The 18,635-nt window shown below is 56.5% G+C and carries 22 protein-coding genes; 14 read left to right on the forward strand and 8 right to left on the reverse strand.

Annotated elements, in window-relative coordinates; all coding sequences use genetic code 11:
* Window positions 1-11: 11 nt before the first annotated feature.
* From WIF35_RS08510 to rplM, 4 genes are all read right to left on the reverse strand, one after another.
* On the reverse strand, window positions 12-407 hold the full coding sequence (locus WIF35_RS08510) for a bactofilin family protein (RefSeq protein WP_412481129.1): 396 nt from the start codon (window positions 405-407) through the stop codon (window positions 12-14).
* Window positions 408-416: 9 nt separating this feature from the next.
* On the reverse strand, window positions 417-1,082 hold the full coding sequence (locus WIF35_RS08515) for a DUF6776 family protein (RefSeq protein ID WP_412481130.1): 666 nt from the start codon (window positions 1,080-1,082) through the stop codon (window positions 417-419).
* 187 nt (window positions 1,083-1,269) lie between these two features.
* The gene (gene rpsI / locus WIF35_RS08520) at window positions 1,270-1,662 is read right to left on the reverse strand and encodes a 30S ribosomal protein S9 (protein WP_412481131.1); all 393 of its coding nucleotides are present in this window, start codon (window positions 1,660-1,662) and stop codon (window positions 1,270-1,272) included.
* Window positions 1,663-1,671: 9 nt separating this feature from the next.
* Window positions 1,672-2,100, reverse strand: coding sequence for a 50S ribosomal protein L13 (gene rplM / locus WIF35_RS08525; protein WP_412481132.1), 429 nt, complete (start codon window positions 2,098-2,100; stop codon window positions 1,672-1,674).
* A gap of 506 nt (window positions 2,101-2,606) precedes the next feature.
* On the opposite strand from rplM, the gene WIF35_RS08530 reads away from it, so the two are divergent.
* Window positions 2,607-3,035 (forward strand): OsmC family protein, encoded by a 429-nt coding sequence (locus WIF35_RS08530; RefSeq protein WP_412481133.1) that lies wholly within the window; start codon window positions 2,607-2,609, stop codon window positions 3,033-3,035.
* 15 nt (window positions 3,036-3,050) lie between these two features.
* Here the strand turns inward: WIF35_RS08530 and coq7 are convergent, their stop codons facing one another.
* The 3 genes from coq7 to WIF35_RS08545 are packed head-to-tail and all read right to left on the reverse strand — an operon-like array spanning window position 3,051 to window position 4,747.
* Window positions 3,051-3,674 carry a 2-polyprenyl-3-methyl-6-methoxy-1,4-benzoquinone monooxygenase gene (coq7, locus tag WIF35_RS08535; RefSeq protein ID WP_412481134.1) on the reverse strand — a complete coding sequence of 208 codons (624 nt, stop codon included), beginning with the start codon at window positions 3,672-3,674 and terminating at the stop codon, window positions 3,051-3,053.
* Window positions 3,675-3,677: 3 nt separating this feature from the next.
* Window positions 3,678-4,193, reverse strand: coding sequence for a CNP1-like family protein (locus WIF35_RS08540; protein WP_412481135.1), 516 nt, complete (start codon window positions 4,191-4,193; stop codon window positions 3,678-3,680).
* Window positions 4,194-4,195: 2 nt separating this feature from the next.
* A complete protein-coding gene (locus tag WIF35_RS08545) occupies window positions 4,196-4,747 on the reverse strand; it encodes an RNA pyrophosphohydrolase (protein WP_412481136.1) in 552 nt (183 codons plus the stop codon).
* 113 nt (window positions 4,748-4,860) lie between these two features.
* On the opposite strand from WIF35_RS08545, the gene WIF35_RS08550 reads away from it, so the two are divergent.
* Window positions 4,861-6,591: a proline--tRNA ligase gene (locus WIF35_RS08550; RefSeq protein WP_412481137.1), complete on the forward strand. Its 1,731-nt coding sequence runs from the start codon at window positions 4,861-4,863 to the stop codon at window positions 6,589-6,591.
* Complete coding sequence (locus WIF35_RS08555) at window positions 6,579-7,193, forward strand: lytic transglycosylase domain-containing protein (RefSeq protein WP_412481138.1); 615 nt, start codon at window positions 6,579-6,581, stop codon at window positions 7,191-7,193. The genes WIF35_RS08550 and WIF35_RS08555 overlap by 13 nt, the downstream gene beginning before the upstream one ends.
* Before the next feature lie 48 nt (window positions 7,194-7,241).
* Here the strand turns inward: WIF35_RS08555 and ffh are convergent, their stop codons facing one another.
* The gene (gene ffh / locus WIF35_RS08560) at window positions 7,242-8,597 is read right to left on the reverse strand and encodes a signal recognition particle protein (RefSeq protein WP_412481139.1); all 1,356 of its coding nucleotides are present in this window, start codon (window positions 8,595-8,597) and stop codon (window positions 7,242-7,244) included.
* A gap of 29 nt (window positions 8,598-8,626) precedes the next feature.
* On the opposite strand from ffh, the gene WIF35_RS08565 reads away from it, so the two are divergent.
* The 11 genes from WIF35_RS08565 (at window position 8,627) to nudB (ending at window position 18,634) form a co-directional block, all read left to right on the forward strand.
* Entirely contained in the window at window positions 8,627-9,463 is an 837-nt protein-coding gene (locus tag WIF35_RS08565) for an inner membrane protein YpjD (protein WP_412481140.1), read from the forward strand.
* A gap of 6 nt (window positions 9,464-9,469) precedes the next feature.
* Entirely contained in the window at window positions 9,470-10,744 is a 1,275-nt protein-coding gene (locus tag WIF35_RS08570) for an HlyC/CorC family transporter (RefSeq protein WP_412481141.1), read from the forward strand.
* Between the two features lie 79 nt (window positions 10,745-10,823).
* Window positions 10,824-12,539 carry a type IV-A pilus assembly ATPase PilB gene (pilB, locus tag WIF35_RS08575; protein ID WP_412481142.1) on the forward strand — a complete coding sequence of 572 codons (1,716 nt, stop codon included), beginning with the start codon at window positions 10,824-10,826 and terminating at the stop codon, window positions 12,537-12,539.
* Between the two features lie 13 nt (window positions 12,540-12,552).
* Window positions 12,553-13,779 carry a type II secretion system F family protein gene (locus WIF35_RS08580; RefSeq protein ID WP_412481143.1) on the forward strand — a complete coding sequence of 409 codons (1,227 nt, stop codon included), beginning with the start codon at window positions 12,553-12,555 and terminating at the stop codon, window positions 13,777-13,779.
* Window positions 13,780-14,637: a prepilin peptidase gene (locus WIF35_RS08585; RefSeq protein WP_412481144.1), complete on the forward strand. Its 858-nt coding sequence runs from the start codon at window positions 13,780-13,782 to the stop codon at window positions 14,635-14,637.
* Window positions 14,638-14,706: 69 nt separating this feature from the next.
* Window positions 14,707-14,958, forward strand: a complete 252-nt coding sequence (locus WIF35_RS08590) for an FmdB family zinc ribbon protein (protein WP_412481145.1) — start codon at window positions 14,707-14,709, stop codon at window positions 14,956-14,958.
* Window positions 14,958-15,572 (forward strand): DUF502 domain-containing protein, encoded by a 615-nt coding sequence (locus WIF35_RS08595; protein WP_412481230.1) that lies wholly within the window; start codon window positions 14,958-14,960, stop codon window positions 15,570-15,572. The genes WIF35_RS08590 and WIF35_RS08595 overlap by 1 nt, the downstream gene beginning before the upstream one ends.
* A gap of 20 nt (window positions 15,573-15,592) precedes the next feature.
* On the forward strand, window positions 15,593-17,401 hold the full coding sequence (aspS, locus tag WIF35_RS08600; protein ID WP_412481146.1) for an aspartate--tRNA ligase: 1,809 nt from the start codon (window positions 15,593-15,595) through the stop codon (window positions 17,399-17,401).
* Between the two features lie 5 nt (window positions 17,402-17,406).
* Window positions 17,407-17,775 carry a ribonuclease domain-containing protein gene (locus WIF35_RS08605; RefSeq protein ID WP_412481147.1) on the forward strand — a complete coding sequence of 123 codons (369 nt, stop codon included), beginning with the start codon at window positions 17,407-17,409 and terminating at the stop codon, window positions 17,773-17,775.
* Window positions 17,772-18,200, forward strand: a complete 429-nt coding sequence (locus WIF35_RS08610) for a barstar family protein (RefSeq protein ID WP_412481148.1) — start codon at window positions 17,772-17,774, stop codon at window positions 18,198-18,200. The genes WIF35_RS08605 and WIF35_RS08610 overlap by 4 nt, the downstream gene beginning before the upstream one ends.
* On the forward strand, window positions 18,197-18,634 hold the full coding sequence (nudB, locus tag WIF35_RS08615) for a dihydroneopterin triphosphate diphosphatase (RefSeq protein WP_412481149.1): 438 nt from the start codon (window positions 18,197-18,199) through the stop codon (window positions 18,632-18,634). Before WIF35_RS08610 ends, nudB begins: the two co-directional genes overlap by 4 nt.
* Window position 18,635 lies beyond the last annotated feature (1 nt).

An 18,635-nucleotide genomic window follows, 5' to 3' on the forward strand; every position in this document is an offset into this window, starting at 1 on the left:
CGGTCAACGCATTAGTTGGATGCAGCCAATTTTAGTTCAACGGCCTTCTCCGGCTGGTGCACCAAACGACCTTCGATCACCGCCCCCTGATGCATCTCGATCACCGAATACTCGACATCGCCAACTATCCTGGCCTTGGATTGCATTTCGAGAGAATCTGCGACGAAAACCGGACCAACCACCGTCCCATTCGTCACCAAATGACGAACACGAACAGCGCCCTCTACACGAGCATGCTCGCTTAACACCAAGACCGTATCAGCCCCCTCCACAGCCTCAACCGCCCCCTTTACCTCGCCATCGATTCGTAAACCACCCGAGAAGCGAACACCACCTTCAATCGACGTCCCCGCACCAATCAAGCTATCGATGCGACCCTGCGGTTTTTTCTCAGCGCTACCGAACATGACGCCTCCTTAAAGTTGTACTTCAGCCCTAGCCTTAACTACATCCCCCTGAAGCAATCGGACCTCAACCCTCCCAACGATCGCACCGGAAGGTATATCCAAGACCCCATCCCTACGCAAGAAACGCTTTAGCTCCACACTATATCCAGCACTAGGATAACGCCCCTCCGGCAATACAACTCGCTGCACTTTTCCATCAAGACTATAGTCGATAACAAACTGAAGATACCCACGAAACTCGGATAGCTGCCTACCCCCTTGATACACCAGCAGGCAGCGATACCTCAAGGCCGCAGGCGCATCCCGCACCACCCGGAAATTCTCAATCCTCAATACAGACTCTTCGCCAGCAGACGGCAGCAGCCGCTCGAAGAGCAACATATCTTCTTTAAGCGCCGCATTCTCCTGCTCAAGAAACTGCAGTCTCGCCAAGACCTTTTGCTGAGATGCGCGCTCAATGTTGGCAACACTTTGCACCGTCCCCGAGCTTGCGCGGAGCGCTTCGATTTCCCGACTCTGAGCATAAAGTTGCTCACGCAACCCCTGCAATTCCTGGCCAACCATGCCGGCGCCGGAGTAGTGAACAAGCAACACCCCCAAGGCCCCCATCAAGAGCAGCAACAAAACGCCGCCCAATAAATACCCCTGCCAAGGAATATGAGTACGAATAACCAATCTAGGAGCCGATATTCCAAATCTACGGCGAACCTTTTTTAATCTCAGTGAAATTGCCGGGGTTGGCATCTGTTGCCCTCTCCGCTACGAACAAGACAAATACTACACAATCTAGAAACAATCTTATTCGAACCAACAAAAACAAAAAAGCCGCCCAATGGGCGGCTTTTTCGAAACAACGACATCCCTAGCGCTTGGAGAACTGCTTCCGACGACGCGCTTTATGGAAGCCAACTTTCTTACGCTCAACTTCGCGAGCATCGCGAGTAACAAAGCCCGCCTTGGAGAGAACGGATTTCAACGACGCATCGTATTCAATCAAGGCGCGAGTAATACCGTGACGAACGGCACCAGCCTGACCGGACTCACCACCTCCGGTAACATTGACCTTGATATCGAAACCATTCAGTTGCTCAACCAGCTCAAGCGGCTGACGCACGATCATGCGACCAGTTTCGCGCGAAAAGAATTGGTCAACCGGTTTGCCATTGACGACGATCGAACCGGAACCACGCTTCATGAAAACACGAGCAACCGCGCTTTTACGACGACCGGTACCGTAGAAGTAACTTTCAGCCATGATAACCCCTTAGATTTCCAGAGCCTTGGGCTGCTGGGCGGCGTGCGGATGCTGGTCGCCAGCGTAACACTTCAGCTTCTTCAGCATGGCGTAACCGAGCGGCCCCTTCGGCAGCATGCCCTTGACGGCCTTTTCCAAGGCACGACCAGGAAAACGCTGCTGCATCTTCTTGAAATTGGTTTCGTAGATACCACCAGGATAACCAGAGTGGCGGAAGTATTTCTTATCTTCAGCCTTGTTACCGGTCACGGTGATCTTATCGACATTGGTCACAACGACGAAGTCGCCGGTATCAACGTGCGGAGTATAGATAGCCTTGTGCTTGCCGCGCAGGCGACGAGCGATTTCGGTAGCGAGGCGGCCGAGCACTTTGTCTGTGGCGTCTACCACAAACCACTCGCGCTTCACCTCATGTGGCTTGGCGGAAAACGTTTTCATGTGTGTGCCGTCCTGAAAAATTGGCGCAGAAATTGAGAAAGCTTTGGATCATAAACGAGACCCACACCCCATGTCAATCCCCACACAACACTTCCGGAAGCAGAGCAAAAAAAACGCGGCTCGCTGAGCCGCGTTAAATCCACACCAAAGGAGGAGGGTGGAGGAGACAAATCTGAACCGAAGACACTGTCTCTGACAGTCACCGCAGTTCGTACAGTTCCTATTCTGCACCAATCAACGACTAGAGACAAGAAATATTTGTGCGCCGCACAAATCTAACATTGATCAATACATAATGATAAATAATTCGATATAACCATCTGTTAATTAGTGAAATTATGTGATATTTGTAAATCAATATCGCAGTAATAAATCACACAGCCCCCGACAGCACGAGCAGGCTTCAAAACCAAAATTTGTGCACCGCACCACCCGACCGCCTTTCGCTCACTGCAGCAGCGGCAAACATCCGCTACAATCCGCACCCCACATAGGAGATCGAATCTATGGAATGCACCGTACGCTGGATTGGCGAAGACGCCGGAATGTCGTTTGTGGCCGAAACTGGCTCCGGCCATGCCGTGGTAATGGACGGCGCCCCTGAGGCAGGCGGTAGAAATATGGGGCTACGCCCGATGGAAATGATACTTGCGGGCACGGGCGGATGCACCGCATTTGATGTAGTTTTGATCTTGAAAAAGGGCCGGCATGCTGTCACCGGCTGTGACGTTTCGCTTAAAGCCGAGCGCGCCGAAACCGACCCAAAGGTTTTCACCAAGATCCATTTTCACTACCGCATCAAGGGGAAGCAACTCCGGCCGGAAATCGTGGCTCGCGCCATCGAGCTATCGAAGGACAAGTACTGCTCGGCGTCCATCATGCTCGGCAAGAGCGCGGAAATCACCCACGACTTCGAAATAATCGAAGTCGCTTAAGCACGGTAGCGATAGTCAAATATAGTAGGCAGCCCCGGTCATGACCCGAGCGGCTGCCTTCATCGCTTTCTTGACCGGATCGGGCAATTCAGCAGCACCGAAGCGCACTGCCATCTCGGCGTGGCCGATTTCATCCAAGCGCATTTGGTCGACAATCGCCCTGGAACGCCCATCGTCGGACGGCAGAGAAGTCAGATGCCCATCGAGGTGAGCCTCGACCTGGCGCTCAGTTTCAGCAAGAAACCCGAGATTCCACTTATCCCCCAACAGACCTGCCGTCACTCCGATGGAGAAGGCGCCCAAATACCACAGGGGGTTGAGAAGACTCTTCCGCCCCCCCAATTCGCCGATTCTCTGCTCGGTCCACGCCAAGTGCTCAGTTTCTTCGTCAGCCGCCTTGCGTAACCCATCACGAACAACCGGATCCCGCGAAGTCAGCGCCTGCCCTTGATACAAGGCCTGCGCACAAATTTCACCGCAGTGATTCACCCGCATCAGTCCGGCCGCATGCCGCTTCTGCGTTTCGTCGAATACGCGCTCCGGCAGATCCGCCCCTGGAACAGGTCGCACCGTCCACGCTGGCGCCGCAACCGTGCGAAGAGCACGATCAAATTCGGCAATGAACTTATCGATAAACATGGATTAAACACCACCGCTAGGGGCATACCCCCCTTTCTTCAACCAATTGATTGCCTCGGTTGTATCTCGCACGACGTTCCCACCGGGACAGAAATACTCAAGGAACAGGGCCGCATGATGTCGATTACCAACGGCGTCCCGGATCTTATCCCACTGATTGTTCTTGAATTTCACCCAGGAACCATCCGAACGACCGGCTGCGTAAATTCGGCGCTCTCGTGTCTCGCAACGCATGCCTTCGAAGGTAACGTTTTTCGCCCCTTCGCCGGAAAGCACCACCAGAACATAACGAACCACGCCGTCAGCGCCAACCTCAATACTCGATCCATCGACAAAAAACCGATTGGTCGTCACGGCGCTCACGTAGAAAGGAAGTAGCGACGCCGCCTTAGGTGCCACGGGCAACCTGACCTCAACCTCCCGCCAAGACTTGGCATCGTACTCATCATCGAAATCGTCGGCGGCAAAAACCCTTGTCTGCGAAAGCAGCACGCCGAGTACGAGTATCCAAAAGCGCATCGCTAAGCCTTTTCCTGATCCGGTTGAGACGACTCGTGAACTTCTTGACCACGCTCTCGGCGAGCCTTGGCGCTACGCCGATCATGTTCGAGAAAGCGCACCAGCTCGTTCAAGGCCTGCTCATAGACGCCTCGCTTGAACTCGATGACAGCATCGAGCGGCACCCAGTAATCGTTCCAACGCCAAGCATCGAATTCCGGCTTGCTGGTTGCACGCAGAGAGATGTCACTATCGCGCCCTACCAGTCGCAGCAGATACCAAATCTGCTTTTGCCCCTTGTAGGAGCCTCGCCATTCGCGCTTGATCCATTGTGTCGGCACGTCATAACGTAACCAGCCCTTGGTTCGACCGAGGATGCGCACGTGTTCCGGCCGGAGACCGACCTCCTCAAAGAGTTCCCGATACATGGCCTCTTCCGGGGTTTCGCCCCGTTTGATGCCGCCTTGCGGGAACTGCCAGGAATGTTCACGGATGCGCTTGCCCCAGAATACCTCGTTCTTTGCGTTACATAAGATGATGCCGACGTTCGGGCGATAGCCTTCACGGTCGAGCATAAAAATCCTGCTAAAAATAATTGGTTGCCTCAATTCTTTCACAAAGCCCGCGCCCATGCAAAAAACGCTCTGCGTGTAAAATCTCCCTTTTGCAACGTTTTCAAGAGCATCCCATGCGCACTTCGCAGTTCTTCTTCACCACTCTCAAGGAAGCCCCGGCCGACGCCGAAGTCATCAGCCAGAAAATGATGCTGCGTGCCGGCTATATCAAACGTTCGGCTGCCGGTATCTACACGTGGATGCCGCTCGGCCTGCGCGTACTGCGCAAGGTGGAGAACATCGTGCGCGAGGAGATGAACAACGCCGGCGCATTGGAATTGCTGATGCCGGCAGTTCAGCCCTTCGAGCTTTGGGAGGAATCCGGCCGTGGCCCAGCCTACGGCCCGGAACTACTGCGCTTCAAGGATCGCCACCAGCGCGATTTCGTCATCGGACCGACGCACGAAGAAGTCATCACCGACGTTGTGCGTCGCGACGTGAAGAGCTACCGTCAGCTGCCGATCCATCTCTATCAGATCCAGAGCAAGTTCCGCGACGAGATTCGCCCGCGTTTCGGCGTCATGCGCGGTCGCGAATTCCTGATGAAGGATGGCTACTCCTTCCACACCTCTTTCGAAGACCTGGTGCGCGAATACGGCAATATGTACGCGACGTACAGCCGCATCTTTACGCGCCTTGGCCTGAAGTTCCGCGCCGTGGCCGCCGATACCGGCTCAATCGGCGGCACCGGCTCGCATGAATTCCATGTGCTGGCTGATTCCGGCGAGGACGACATCGCCTTCTGCCCGGACTCCGACTACGCCGCCAACGTCGAACTGGCCGAAGCACTCGCACCGGCTACGCCGCGTGCAGCAGCCAGCCAAGCCATGACCAAGGTCGCCACGCCGGGCAAGATGGCCTGTGCCGATGTCGCTGAATGTCTGAACGTTGGCCTCGACCGCATCGTCAAGTCGATCGCCGTGGTCAGCGAGAAGGAAGACGGTAGCAAGACCTTCGCCTTGCTGCTGCTGCGCGGCGATCACGAGCTGAACGAAATCAAGGCCGGCAAGATCGCCGCCATTTCGCCCTTCCGGTTCGCCTCGGAAGCCGAGGTGGAGGAAGCCTTGGGCTGCAAGCCGGGCTACATCGGCCCTGCTGCGGTGGACACGCAGAAAGTGGCAATTTTCGCCGACCGTGCCGTGGCCGTCATGAGCGACTTCGTGTGCGGCGCGAATGAGGCCGGCTTCCACCTGACCGGCGTCAATTTTGGCCGCGACCTGCCGGAACCGGAAGTTTTCGATATCCGCAATGCCGTCGCCGGCGATCCGTCGCCTGATGGCAAGGGCAAGCTCGAAATCTGTCGCGGCATCGAGGTTGGCCACATCTTCCAGTTACGTACCAAGTACGCCAAGGCGTTGAACTGCGCCTTCCTCGACGAGCAAGGCAAGAGCCAGATCATGGAGATGGGCTGCTACGGCATCGGCGTCTCGCGTATCGTTGGCGCCGCCATCGAACAGGGCAACGACGAAAAAGGCATCATCCTGCCGGCCACCATCGCACCGTTCGCGGTCTGTATCGTGCCCATGGGCTACCACAAGAGCGACGCCGTCAAGACCGCGGCTGACCAGCTTTACGCCGACTTGAAGAAACTCGGCATCGACGTCGTACTCGACGACCGCAACGAGCGCCCGGGCGTCATGTTCGCCGACATGGAGCTGATCGGCATCCCGCATCGCGTGGTGATCGGCGAACGCGGCCTGAAGGAAGGTCAGTTCGAATACAAGGGCCGCACTGATGCCGAGGCGACCATGGTCGCCCAAAGCGAGATCGTCACCCTGCTGCAAGGGAAGCTGTGCGCCGCCTGATCGCCGCACTTACGTATTTCTGCGTCACCGCCGCTTTTGCCGGGGCGCAGAAATACGAGCCGCTCGCGGCCAGCGTGCAGGCTGCACTGCACAAGGCGGTTTCTGACAGCCGGCCGGCTGTCAGCTCGTTCAAGACACCGATGCAGGCAGCGGACTGGCTAGGCGCCATGTCGGCACGACTGGAAAAACGGATTCCGAACCGCGAATACCGGATCGACCTGTTGCGTAGCGTGCATTACGAAGCGACGCGCGCCGGCCTCGATCCGCAACTCGTGCTCGGCCTGATGCAGGTGGAGTCAGGTTTTCGCAAGTACGCCGTTTCGTCAGCGGGCGCGCGCGGCTACATGCAGGTCATGCCCTTCTGGGTGAAACTGATCGGCCGTCCGGAGGATTCGCTGTTCGACCTGCGGACCAACCTGCGCTACGGCTGCACCATCCTGCGCCACTACCTAGATATCGAAAAGGGCGACCTTTATCGAGCGCTGGGCCGCTACAACGGCAGCCTGGGCAAGCCGGAATATCCAAACATGGTGCGCGCAGCCTGGCAGAACCAATGGGGTTACGAAGCACCATCACGCCTAGCGCAGGCGCCGGCCAAGTAAACGGTTTTTAGCCGATTGCTGCGGTGCACCGCAGCAATCGGGCAAAAATCAACGCATGCCCGGCAACATGCCCTTCATGCCGCGCATGAGCTTGCCAATGCCGCCCTTGGAGAATTGTTTCATCATCTTCTGGGTCTGCTCGAACTGGTTGAGCAGACGATTCACTTCTTGCACCTGAACGCCAGCACCGGCGGCAATGCGGCGCTTGCGGCTGGCCTTGATCAGCTCCGGCTTGGCGCGCTCTTCCGGCGTCATCGAATTGATGATGCCTTCGACGCGGCCAACCATCTTGTTCTCTGCCCCGGCCGGCAGTTGCCCGGCCATCTGCGCGATCTGGGCCGGCATCTTGTCCATCAGCGCAGTCAAACCACCCATGTTGCGCATCTGGGCCATCTGATCCTTGAAGTCGTTGAGATCGAAGCCCTTGCCGGACTTCAGCTTCTTGGCGAAAGCAACGGCCTTTTCCTCGTCGATGCCCTTGCGTGCCTCTTCAATCAGCGACAGGACGTCGCCCATACCAAGAATGCGCGAGGCCATCCGCTCGGGGTGGAAGGCTTCCAGACCGCTCAGTTTTTCGCCAACGCCGGCATACTTGATTGGCTTGCCGGTAATATGCCGCACCGACAACGCTGCACCGCCACGTGCATCGCCGTCCAGCTTGGTCAACACGACACCGGTCAGTGGCAGCGCTTCGTTGAAGGCCTTGGCGGTATTGACCGCATCCTGGCCCAGCATGGCGTCGACGACGAACAGGGTTTCGATCGGCTTGATCTCGGCGTGCAGACGCTTGATCTCGGCCATCATCTCTTCGTCGATGGCCAGACGACCGGCCGTATCGACCAGCAGCACGTCGTGGTAGTGACGCTTGGCCCAATCGATGGCCGCAGCGGCAATCGCTTCCGGCTTCTCGCCGACATTCGACGGGAAGAAATCGACGCCGGCCTGGCCGGCCACCGATTTCAACTGCTCGATCGCTGCAGGACGATAAACGTCGCAGGAAACGACTAGCACCTTCTTCTTATGGTTTTCTTTCAGGAACTTGGCAAGCTTGCCGACCGTGGTGGTCTTGCCAGCCCCCTGCAAACCGGCCATGAGCACAATGGCGGGCGGCTGGGTATTGAAATTGATGCCTTCGTGGGCATCGCCCATGATCTTGGTCAGCTCGGTGTGCACCACACCGATCAGCGCCTGACCCGGATTCAGCGAGCCGATGACCTCTTGGCCGACGGCCTTTTCCTTTACCGCAGCGATGAAATCCTTCACCACCGGCAGTGCAACGTCGGCCTCGAGCAGCGCCATGCGCACTTCGCGCAGGGCGTCGGCGATATTCGATTCGGTCAGGCGGGCTTCGCCTTTCAGCGTCTTCATGACACGCGCAAGGCGTGTCGTCAGGTTGTCGAGCATGTCAGATAGGCTTCTAGTAGAATTCGCGAATGGCCGACATTGTAATTCAGCTTCTGCCGCACATTCTCGCGGCGCTCGTTTATGCAGCGCTCGGTTTCCATTTCTGGAACACCCGCTGGCGCGAAAGCGACACCCAGAGCGTTGCCCGCCCCATGCAAACCTGGGAACGCACAGCCATTGGTGGCGCACTGCTCATTCATGCCTTCGGCCTGCAGGATGCCCTGTTCTCCGAAGCTGGCATGCGTTTCTCGTTCAGCTTCGCCCTGTCGCTGATGATGTGGCTGGCCGTGCTGATCTATTGGCTGGAAAGCTTCATGTCGCGCATGGAAGGCATGCAGCCCATGGTTTTACCCCTGGCGGCCGCGTGCACCGCAGCACCGGTACTTTTCCCCAACGTGCATGTCGTCGCTCACGCCAACGCGCTCGGGTTCAAGCTGCATTTCCTCGCTGCCATGCTGGCCTACAGCCTGCTGACGCTGTCGGCGCTGCACGCCATTTTCATGGGCTTCACCGAAAACGCCCTGCACAAACGCCTGCTCAAGCGCAGCCTGACCAGCCTGCCGCCGCTGCTGGCTATGGAATCCCTACTCTTCCGCATGCTGCTGCTCGGCTTCACACTGCTGACTCTGGCAGTCGGTAGTGGCGTCTTCTTCTCCGAAACCTTGTTTGGCAAACCGCTGGCCTTCGATCACAAGACCCTGTTTGCCTTCGCCTCCTGGGGCATCTTCGCCACGCTTTTGATCGGCCGTCACGCCTGGGGCTGGCGCGGCAAGCGTGCCTTGCGCTGGACCCTGAGCGGCTTCGCCCTGCTGATCCTGGCCTACGTCGGTAGCCGCTTCGTCGCCGAAGTGCTGCTCGGACGCTGACCTGAAGTGGAAAACATTCCGCTTTCCGTCCTGTTCTCTTGCCTGGCAGTTCTCTTAGCCCTCTCCGCCTTCTTCTCCTTGAGCGAAACGGCCATGATGGCCTCGAATCGCTTCCGGCTGCGCCATCTCGCCCAAGCCGGCAACAAAGGGGCGCAAAAATCCCTGGAGCTGCTGAATAAAACCGACAAGATGCTCGGCGTCATCCTGCTCGGCAACAATTTGATCAACTCTGCTGCCGCGATGCTGGTTAGCATCATCAGCATCCAGTTGTTCGGTAACGACGAACTGGCCTTGGGCATTGCCACGTTATTAGTGACCTTTGCCATTCTGGTCTTTTCGGAAATCACCCCCAAGGTCATCGGCGCCACACATAGCGATCGATTGGCCCTGATTCTGGGCTATCTTCTCACGCCTCTGCTGAAACTCTTTTACCCCGCCGTCTGGTTCGTCAATCTCTTCTCAAGCGCGCTGCTGAAACTGCTCCGCCTGCAGCCCGAGAGAAATGACTCGACACCGCAACTCTCTCCGGAAGAGCTGCGTAGCCTAGTGCTGGAATCCTCTCACCTGATCCCGCAAAAACACCAAGCAATCCTCTCCAGTCTGTTCGATCTGAATCAGATCACGGTTGAAGACTTGATGACACCCCGCGGCTCAATCGAGATACTCGATATTGACCAAGACTGGGAAAGCGTTAGGGAACAATTGTCCACCAGTCATCACAGCAGACTACCGGTTTGCCGCGAATCCCTTGATCAATTGCTGGGCATCCTGCCCGTCCGGCGCCTGCTGCCAACATTCGGCACCGCCGAAGAGTTGAACCATACCTCGCTGCTGGAACAATTGCAGGCCCCCTATTACATTCCCGCCGGCACCCCCGCCTTCTCTCAACTGGCCTTCTTTCAGGAAAACCGTCAGCGCATCGGCTTCGTCGTGGACGAGTACGGCGAGATACTGGGGTTGCTCACCCTGGAGGACATCATCGAGGAATTCGTTGGCGACTTCACGACATCGCTGCCGACTCTCGGACAGCGCCTCGTTTGGAGTGAAGACAATACTGTCATCGTCGATGGCGGCCGCCCTCTCCGGGATCTCAACCGAACCCTCGGACTCGACTTTCCCCTCGATGGCCCAAAAACTCTTAACGGTCTAATTCTCGAGCATTTCCAGGACATTCCCGAGTCAGGCATGAGCATCAAAGTATGCGACGTACCGGTGGAAATACTGCAGACCGAAGACCGCAGTGTCGTAACTGCCCGTATTTACAGGCCTGAGGCAAGCTGACGCCACGATTCCCGCTTTACAAACCGGCGCCTGCGTTGCATCATCCAACGATCTAAACGGCATTTCACAAGATCAACCAATGGCAGCAACCCCGCAATCCCCACCGCTCAGCGGCCTGGCCAGAGCGCTCGTTCAGGCCGGCAAGATCAAGGAGGCGGAGGCCGAACAGCTGCTGACGGAGGCTGCCGCCGCCAAGGTTCCATTGATCGAACAGATCATTACGAGCAAGCGCGCCAGCGCAATTGATATTGCTCGTTTCGTTGCCGACACCTTCGGTTATCCGCTACTGGACCTTGCCGCTTTCGACGAAGCCCATATCCCGGCCGACGCGATCGACCGTAAACTGATCTCCACGCACAAGGTCATCCCGCTAAACAAGCGCGGCAACAGGCTATCCGTAGCCATCGCCGACCCGACCAACCTGCGGGCACTCGACGAAATCCGTTTCCAGACCGGACTTGCCGTCGACCCTATCGTCGTCGAACACCCGAAGCTGACCCCGTTGGTCGCCAAATATTCGGAATCCGCTGCTGACACGCTGAAGAATCTCGCCAACGAAGACATCAACCTGGATTTCCTCGATGAGGAGGCTGCCAGCAAAACGGATGACACCGCAGGACAAGAGATCGACGACGCCCCTGTCGTCAAATTCATTCAAAAAATACTGCTTGATGCCATCAATGACGGGGCCTCGGACATCCACTTCGAACCCTACGAAAAGTACTACCGGATTCGTTTCCGCGTCGATGGCATGCTGCGTGAAGTCGCCACACCTCCCTTGGCCATCAAGGAAAAAATCGCTTCGCGCATCAAGGTTATTTCCCGCTTGAACATCGCGGAAAAGCGTGTCCCACAAGACGGACGCATGAAGCTAGTTCTTTCCAAGACCCGAGCCATCGACTTCCGGGTCAGCACCCTGCCGACACTGCAGGGAGAGAAGATCGTATTGCGCATTCTGGACCCGACATCTGCCACGTTAGGCATCGAAGCCCTAGGGTACGAACCAGAGCAAAAAGCCTCTTTGCTCGATGCCATCAGCCGCCCCTACGGGATGGTTTTGGTGACGGGGCCTACAGGCTCCGGCAAAACTGTGTCGCTCTACACTTGCCTGAATATCCTTAACAAAGAGGGCGTCAACATTTCGACGGCAGAAGATCCTGCGGAAATCAACCTCGCCGGAATCAATCAGGTCAACGTTGATGACAAAGTCGGCCTCACCTTCGCTGCGGCACTGAAGTCCTTCCTGCGCCAGGATCCGGATATCATCATGGTCGGTGAAATCCGCGACCTGGAAACTGCCGAGATCGCGATCAAAGCAGCTCAGACCGGTCACTTGGTGATGTCCACCCTGCACACCAACGATGCACCACAAACGCTGACTCGACTGATGAATATGGGCGTCCCCACTTTCAACATCGCCTCCAGCATCCTGTTGATCACGGCCCAACGTTTGGCCCGGCGTCTCTGCACTTGCAAACAACCGATTACCGTTCCCGAACAGGCACTGCTGGACGCAGGATTTAAAGAGGAAGACCTGGATGGCTCTTGGACGCTTTTTGGGCCAGGCGGCTGTGACCGCTGCAAGGGCTCCGGTTATAAAGGTCGAGTAGGTATTTATCAGGTCATGCCCATTTCCGAAGCCACCCAACGCCTAATCATGAGCGGAGCTACCGCACTTGATCTCGCAGAACAAGCCAAACGAGAAGGCGTCAAGGATCTACGCGAATCTGGATTGTTAAAAGTAAAGCAAGGATTAACCTCCTTAGAAGAAGTGTTAAGCACCACCAACTCCTAAGTAAGGAAGCGGCATGGCCACAACTAATAATCGTCGAACGCTAACCGTAAAAGAATCCACGTTCCTTTGGGAAGGTCGAAGCCGCGAAGGGAAAACCGTCCGCGGTGAAATGCGGGCACCGTCGGAAGCAGTGGTTAACACCAACCTTCGGCGGCAAGGTATAACCCAAACAAAAATCAAAAAGATTCGGTTTAAATCTGGTGGAAAAGTCACAGAAAAGGATATTACGTTATTTACAAGACAACTTGCCACCATGATGAAAGCCGGCGTCCCCTTATTACAGGCTTTCGACATTGTTGGCAGAGGACATAATAATCCCGCCGTTGGAAAATTACTATTAGATATAAAAGCTGATGTCGAAACGGGTAGCTCTCTTTCTCAAGCCTTTCGAAAATATCCGCTCTATTTCGACAATCTTTTTTGCAACCTTGTCGGCGCTGGCGAACAAGCGGGTATTCTCGATTCGTTGTTAGACCGATTAGCCACTTACAAGGAAAAAATACTTGCCATCAAAGGTAAAATCAAATCGGCGCTCTTCTACCCTATTGCGGTAATTGTTGTAGCATTTATTATCACCGCAGTTATTATGATATTTGTAATCCCAGCTTTCAAAGACGTATTTAAGAGTTTTGGTGCAGATTTGCCAGCACCAACGCTTTTGGTCATTGCCATATCTGACTTCTTTGTTGCTTATTGGTGGGCAATTTTTGGAGCTATAGGAGGAGGTATTTTTGCATTCTTTGAAGCTTGGCGCCGTTCGGAAAAAATGCAAATGATTATGGATCGCCTTCTTCTCAGACTGCCTGTGTTCGGAGAAATAATTAGGAAAGCCGTTATTGCACGATGGACAAGAACTTTGGCAACAATGTTTGCAGCGGGTGTGCCACTTGTCGAGTCGCTTGACTCGGTCGGTGGAGCAGCGGGCAATATCGTTTATAAAGCTGCAACCAAGCAAATACAGAGTGAGGTGTCCACTGGCACAAGCCTAACAATAAGCATGCAAAACACTAACCTTTTCGCAAACATGGTCATACAAATGGTTGCTATTGGAGAAGAGTCTGGCGCCCTAGACTCAATGCTATCTAAGGTTGCGGACTTTTTTGAGCAAGAGGTCGACGACTCAGTAGAGGCACTGTCCAGCCTTATGGAACCGATGATTATGGTTATTCTTGGCACATTGATCGGTGGCATGGTCGTGGCGATGTATCTACCTATCTTCAAGCTTGGCTCAGTCGTTTAAATGCTGATTAACAATGTCATAGGCCTGACAATAGCTTCAGGCCTGCTAGGGCTGTGTATCGGCAGCTTTCTCAATGTTGTTATCCATCGCTTACCTAAAATGATGGAGGCTGAATGGGCTAATCAGTGCGCCGAGCTAAGGGGGGAGCTTTCACCCCCGCCCCCCGCTGAGCCGCTAACATTAGCTCGACCGGGCTCACGCTGCCCTCATTGCGGACACCAAATTCGTGCCCATGAAAACATCCCCCTCTTCAGTTACTTCCTGATCCTCCAGGGTAAATGTTCCGGCTGCGGCCAAGCCATTTCCTTGCGTTATCCGATCATCGAAACGTGTACTGGCCTGCTGTCGGCATTCGTAGCGTGGTATTTTGGTCCAACGCCAGCCTGCCTTGGAGCATTACTCTTGATATGGGCATTGATCGCGCTGACAGGGATCGACATCGATACTCAACTGCTACCGGACTCGATAACCCTTCCCCTACTTTGGCTCGGGTTGCTCTTCAATCTGTTCGGCACTTTCACCGACCTACCCTCCGCGGTCATTGGGGCAATGGCTGGGTATTTGTCGCTGTGGTCTGTATTCTGGCTATTCAAGCTGGCCACCGGCAAGGAAGGCATGGGTTACGGAGATTTCAAACTCCTCGCTGCCTTGGGGGCTTGGCTGGGCTGGCAAATGCTTCCGGCTATTATCCTGCTCTCATCGGTTGTCGGTGCGGTGGTTGGCATCGCGTTGATCGTTCTGGCCAAGCACGGCCGCAACGTGCCGATTCCGTTCGGCCCCTACCTGGCGGTTGCCGGAGTCATCGCGCTTTTCTGGGGCAAAACGCTTACGGCGAGCTACCTCGGGCTGATCTATTGAATTTCGGCCAAGCGCCACGATATACCTGATCGGCACACCTGGTTATAATTCAAGGTTTTGGAGGACCCCATGCCGATTTACGAATATCGCTGCGACGCCTGCGGATTCCAGAAAGAACATCTGCAAAAGATGAGCGATCCGCAACTGACGACCTGCCCCGAATGTGGCAAGGAGACCTATGGCAAGCTTTTGTCTGCCGCAGGCTTCCAATTGAAGGGTAGCGGCTGGTACGCCACCGATTTCAAGGGTGGCAGCAAGCCGAGCGCTCCTCCGCCTTGTCAAACTGGTGAAGGTAGCTGCTCGTCGTGCGTGGCCAATTAATCAAGCGCTACTTCATTACCGGCCTGCTGATCTGGGTCCCGCTGGTCATTACCGGCTGGGTGCTGTCGCTTATCGTCAGCACCCTGGACCAGTCCTTGCGCCTTCTGCCGGAAGCCATTCATCCGCAGAATTTGTTCGGTTTTGCCATCCCCGGCGCCGGCGCCGTGCTGACGTTGGCGATGATCCTGCTGACCGGCCTTCTTGCCGCCAATTTTATTGGCCAGAAGCTGGTCGGCTGGTGGGAGAAATTTCTTGCCCGCATTCCGGTCGTCAATTCGGTCTACAACAGCGTCAAGCAGGTTTCCGATACGCTGTTTTCGCCGAACGGTAATGCCTTCCGCCAAGCGCTGCTGGTACGTTACCCGCATCGTGACAGCTGGACCATCGCCTTCCTCACCGGCCAGCCAGGCGGGGACATCGTCAATCACCTGAGCGGTGATTATGTGAGCGTTTACGTCCCGACGACGCCCAACCCGACTTCGGGTTTTTTTCTGATGATGCCGGCCAATGATGTCGTCGAACTTGACATGACGGTCGACGAGGCGCTCAAGTACATCATCTCCATGGGTGTGGTCGCTCCACCACCCAACCATCGCGTTATTACCAACACCTAAATTCCCCAACGGAAAGTTTCATGCGTACCCATTACTGCGGACAACTCAATGCCGCCCTCGACGGGCAGATCGTCACCCTGTGCGGCTGGGCCCATCGTCGCCGTGATCACGGCGGTGTCATCTTCATCGATTTGCGTGACCGGGAAGGCCTGGCTCAGGTCGTTTGTGACCCTGACCGTGCCGATGCCTTCAAGATCGCCGAATCCGTCCGCAACGAGTTCTGTCTGAAAATCACCGGCAAGGTCCGTCCGCGTCCGGCCGGCACGACCAACGCTAATCTCGCTTCCGGGGAAATCGAGGTGCTGTGCCACGAAATCGAAGTACTGAACCCGGCCGTCACCCCCCCGTTCCAACTGGACGAAGAAAACCTTTCGGAAAACGTTCGCCTGACCCATCGCGTCATCGACCTGCGCCGCCCGCAGATGCAGAACAACCTGATGCTGCGCTACAAGACGGCCCGCGCCTTCCGTCGCTTCCTGGACGACAACGGCTTCATCGACGTCGAAACGCCGATGCTGACCAAATCCACGCCGGAAGGTGCCCGTGACTACCTGGTTCCGTCGCGCGTCCATCCGGGCCAGTTCTTCGCCCTGCCGCAGTCGCCGCAACTGTTTAAACAGCTGTTGATGGTGGCCGGCTTTGACCGCTACTATCAGATCACCAAGTGCTTCCGTGACGAAGACCTGCGCGCCGATCGTCAGCCGGAATTTACCCAGGTCGATATCGAGACTTCGTTCATGAGCGAGGACGAAATCACCGCGCTGATGGAAAAATTGATCCGCCGCGTCTTCAAGGAGGCCATCGACGTCGAACTGCCGGAATTCCCGCGCATGACTTACGCCGAAGCGATGCGTCGTTTCGGCTCCGACAAGCCGGACCTGCGCGTCACCCTGGAGCTGGTCGATGTCGCCGACGCCTTCAAGGACGTCGCTTTCAAGGTCTTTGCCAATGTCGCCAACAGCGAAGGCGGCCGCATCGCTGCCATGCGCATTCCGGGCGGCGCCTCACTGACCCGCGGTGAAATTGACGAGTACACCAAGTTCGTCGGCATCTACGGCGCCAAGGGCCTGGCCTACATCAAGGTCAATGACGTCACCCAGGCCAATGAAACCGGCCTGCAGTCGCCGATCGTCAAGAACCTTTCGGAGGCCTCGTTGCGTACCGTGCTCGAACGTACCGGCGCGCAATCCGGCGATCTGATCTTCTTCGGTGCCGACAAGGCCAAGATCGTCAGCGATGCCCTCGGTGCGTTGCGCATCAAGATCGGCCACGAAAAAGGCTTCGTCACTGGCGCCAAGTGGGCACCGCTGTGGGTCATCGACTTCCCGATGTTCGAGTACGACGACGAATCCAAGCGCTGGACCGCCTGCCACCACCCTTTCACCAGCCCGAAGGACGAGCATCTCGAATTCCTGGCCACCGATCCAGGCAAGTGCCTGGCTAAGGCCTACGACTTGGCGCTGAACGGCTGGGAACTGGGCGGCGGCTCCGTCCGTATCCACCGCGCCGACGTTCAGGAAAAGGTTTTTGCGGCGCTCAACATCGGCCCTGAAGAGCAACAGGCCAAGTTCGGCTTCCTGCTCGATGCCCTCAAGTACGGCGCACCGCCGCACGGCGGCCTGGCCTTCGGTCTCGATCGTATCGTCACCATGATGACCGGTGCCGAGTCGATCCGCGACGTTATTGCCTTCCCGAAGACCCAGCGCGCTCAGTGTCTGCTGACCGATGCGCCGTCCGGCGTCGACGAGAAGCAGCTGCGCGAACTGCACATCCGCCTGCGTCAGAAGGTGGAAACCCAGGTCGAGGTCGCAGCTACGCCTGAAAACTAAGCGCCATGCGCCACTGGCTGCGCTTCCTGATCGTCTGCTGGATGGCGATCGGAAGCGCTTTTTCTTTTCAGGCGTCACCGTTATCGGCAGAAGCTTCGCCAGACTGGGTGGCCAAGGCGGATTTACCCGCTGAAGCTCGGCAAACCCTGGCGCTAATCAAGGCGGGCGGTCCCTATCCCTACACCAGAGACGGGATTGTCTTCGGCAATTTTGAGAAACGGCTGCCGCAACGCTTCCGTGGCTATTACCGCGAATACACGGTCAAGTCTCCGTGGCGCAACGACCGGGGCCCGCGCCGCATCGTCGCCGGAGAGGGCGGTGAGTTCTATTACACCGACGACCACTACCGGACTTTCCGGAGAATCCGCGAATGAGCAAACTGCGATTAATGGACATTGAACAGGCCGGCGTTTTCTACTTACCCGCCGGACACGCGGCAACACTCAGGCAGCAAGCTGAGTCTGCGCACTGCGTCATACTGTCGGCAGTGCTTGGCCAAGCGCAGGACTTTCAAGACGCACTGGAGAAACTCGGGACGGCTTTTGAGTTTCCAGATTGGTACGGTGCCAATTTCGATGCGCTAGTGGACTGCCTGCTCGATCCGGACTGGAAGCCCGCTCCCGGGCACGTCCTTTTCATCGAGGGCTGCGCTCACTTACGTCAGCTGAATCCGGATGATTTTTCCACGCTGCTGGAGGTATTGCTCGCCGCCGTCGAGGGCAGACGAGAAACAAAGCAGCCGCTGTGGATTCTGCTCGACACGCCTGCCCGCGGTATTGCGCGTTTCCCTGATCTATGAGGCCGCCCAAGCAGCCGGTTTCCGTTCTGGTCGTCATCCACACCGCCGACTTGGACGTGTTGTTACTGGAACGAGCCAGCCATCCCGGCTATTGGCAATCGGTCACCGGTAGCCGCGAAGGCGAGGAGACGCTCGTGGCCACGGCTTGGCGGGAGTTAGCCGAAGAAACCGGCATCCGCACCGGCGAGTTGAGTGACTGGTCCATCCGCAACACCTACGACATCTTCCCAGAATGGCGACACCGTTACGCGTCCGGCGTTACGCGTAACGTTGAACACGTTTTCGGGCTTCGTCTGCCAAACAAGCCCGAAATCAGGATTGCGCCGGCTGAACACCTCAACTGGTGCTGGCTGCCTTGGCAAGAGGCCGCAGAACGCTGCTTTTCGTGGTCCAACCGCGATGCGATCCGGCTGCTGCCCATCCTGTCGACGTAAC

The organism is Azonexus sp. IMCC34839, assembly GCF_047047955.1.
In the GTDB taxonomy this organism is placed as follows: Bacteria; Pseudomonadota; Gammaproteobacteria; order Burkholderiales; family Rhodocyclaceae; genus Azonexus.

Bases quoted from the DNA above. Each gene is read 5' to 3' on its own strand.
- WIF35_RS08510 (WP_412481129.1), bottom strand. From the start codon at position 407: ATGTTCGGTAGCGCTGAGAAAAAACCGCAGGGTCGCATCGATAGCTTG.
- rpsI (WP_412481131.1), bottom strand. From the start codon at position 1,662: ATGGCTGAAAGTTACTTCTACGGTACCGGTCGTCGTAAAAGCGCGGTT.
- rplM (WP_412481132.1), bottom strand. From the start codon at position 2,100: ATGAAAACGTTTTCCGCCAAGCCACATGAGGTGAAGCGCGAGTGGTTT.
- WIF35_RS08530 (WP_412481133.1), top strand. From the start codon at position 2,607: ATGGAATGCACCGTACGCTGGATTGGCGAAGACGCCGGAATGTCGTTT.
- coq7 (WP_412481134.1), bottom strand. From the start codon at position 3,674: ATGTTTATCGATAAGTTCATTGCCGAATTTGATCGTGCTCTTCGCACG.
- WIF35_RS08540 (WP_412481135.1), bottom strand. From the start codon at position 4,193: ATGCGCTTTTGGATACTCGTACTCGGCGTGCTGCTTTCGCAGACAAGG.
- WIF35_RS08545 (WP_412481136.1), bottom strand. From the start codon at position 4,747: ATGCTCGACCGTGAAGGCTATCGCCCGAACGTCGGCATCATCTTATGT.
- WIF35_RS08550 (WP_412481137.1), top strand. From the start codon at position 4,861: ATGCGCACTTCGCAGTTCTTCTTCACCACTCTCAAGGAAGCCCCGGCC.
- ffh (WP_412481139.1), bottom strand. From the start codon at position 8,597: ATGCTCGACAACCTGACGACACGCCTTGCGCGTGTCATGAAGACGCTG.
- WIF35_RS08565 (WP_412481140.1), top strand. From the start codon at position 8,627: ATGGCCGACATTGTAATTCAGCTTCTGCCGCACATTCTCGCGGCGCTC.
- pilB (WP_412481142.1), top strand. From the start codon at position 10,824: ATGGCAGCAACCCCGCAATCCCCACCGCTCAGCGGCCTGGCCAGAGCG.
- WIF35_RS08580 (WP_412481143.1), top strand. From the start codon at position 12,553: ATGGCCACAACTAATAATCGTCGAACGCTAACCGTAAAAGAATCCACG.
- WIF35_RS08585 (WP_412481144.1), top strand. From the start codon at position 13,780: ATGCTGATTAACAATGTCATAGGCCTGACAATAGCTTCAGGCCTGCTA.
- WIF35_RS08590 (WP_412481145.1), top strand. From the start codon at position 14,707: ATGCCGATTTACGAATATCGCTGCGACGCCTGCGGATTCCAGAAAGAA.
- aspS (WP_412481146.1), top strand. From the start codon at position 15,593: ATGCGTACCCATTACTGCGGACAACTCAATGCCGCCCTCGACGGGCAG.
- WIF35_RS08605 (WP_412481147.1), top strand. From the start codon at position 17,407: ATGCGCCACTGGCTGCGCTTCCTGATCGTCTGCTGGATGGCGATCGGA.
- WIF35_RS08610 (WP_412481148.1), top strand. From the start codon at position 17,772: ATGAGCAAACTGCGATTAATGGACATTGAACAGGCCGGCGTTTTCTAC.
- nudB (WP_412481149.1), top strand. From the start codon at position 18,197: ATGAGGCCGCCCAAGCAGCCGGTTTCCGTTCTGGTCGTCATCCACACC.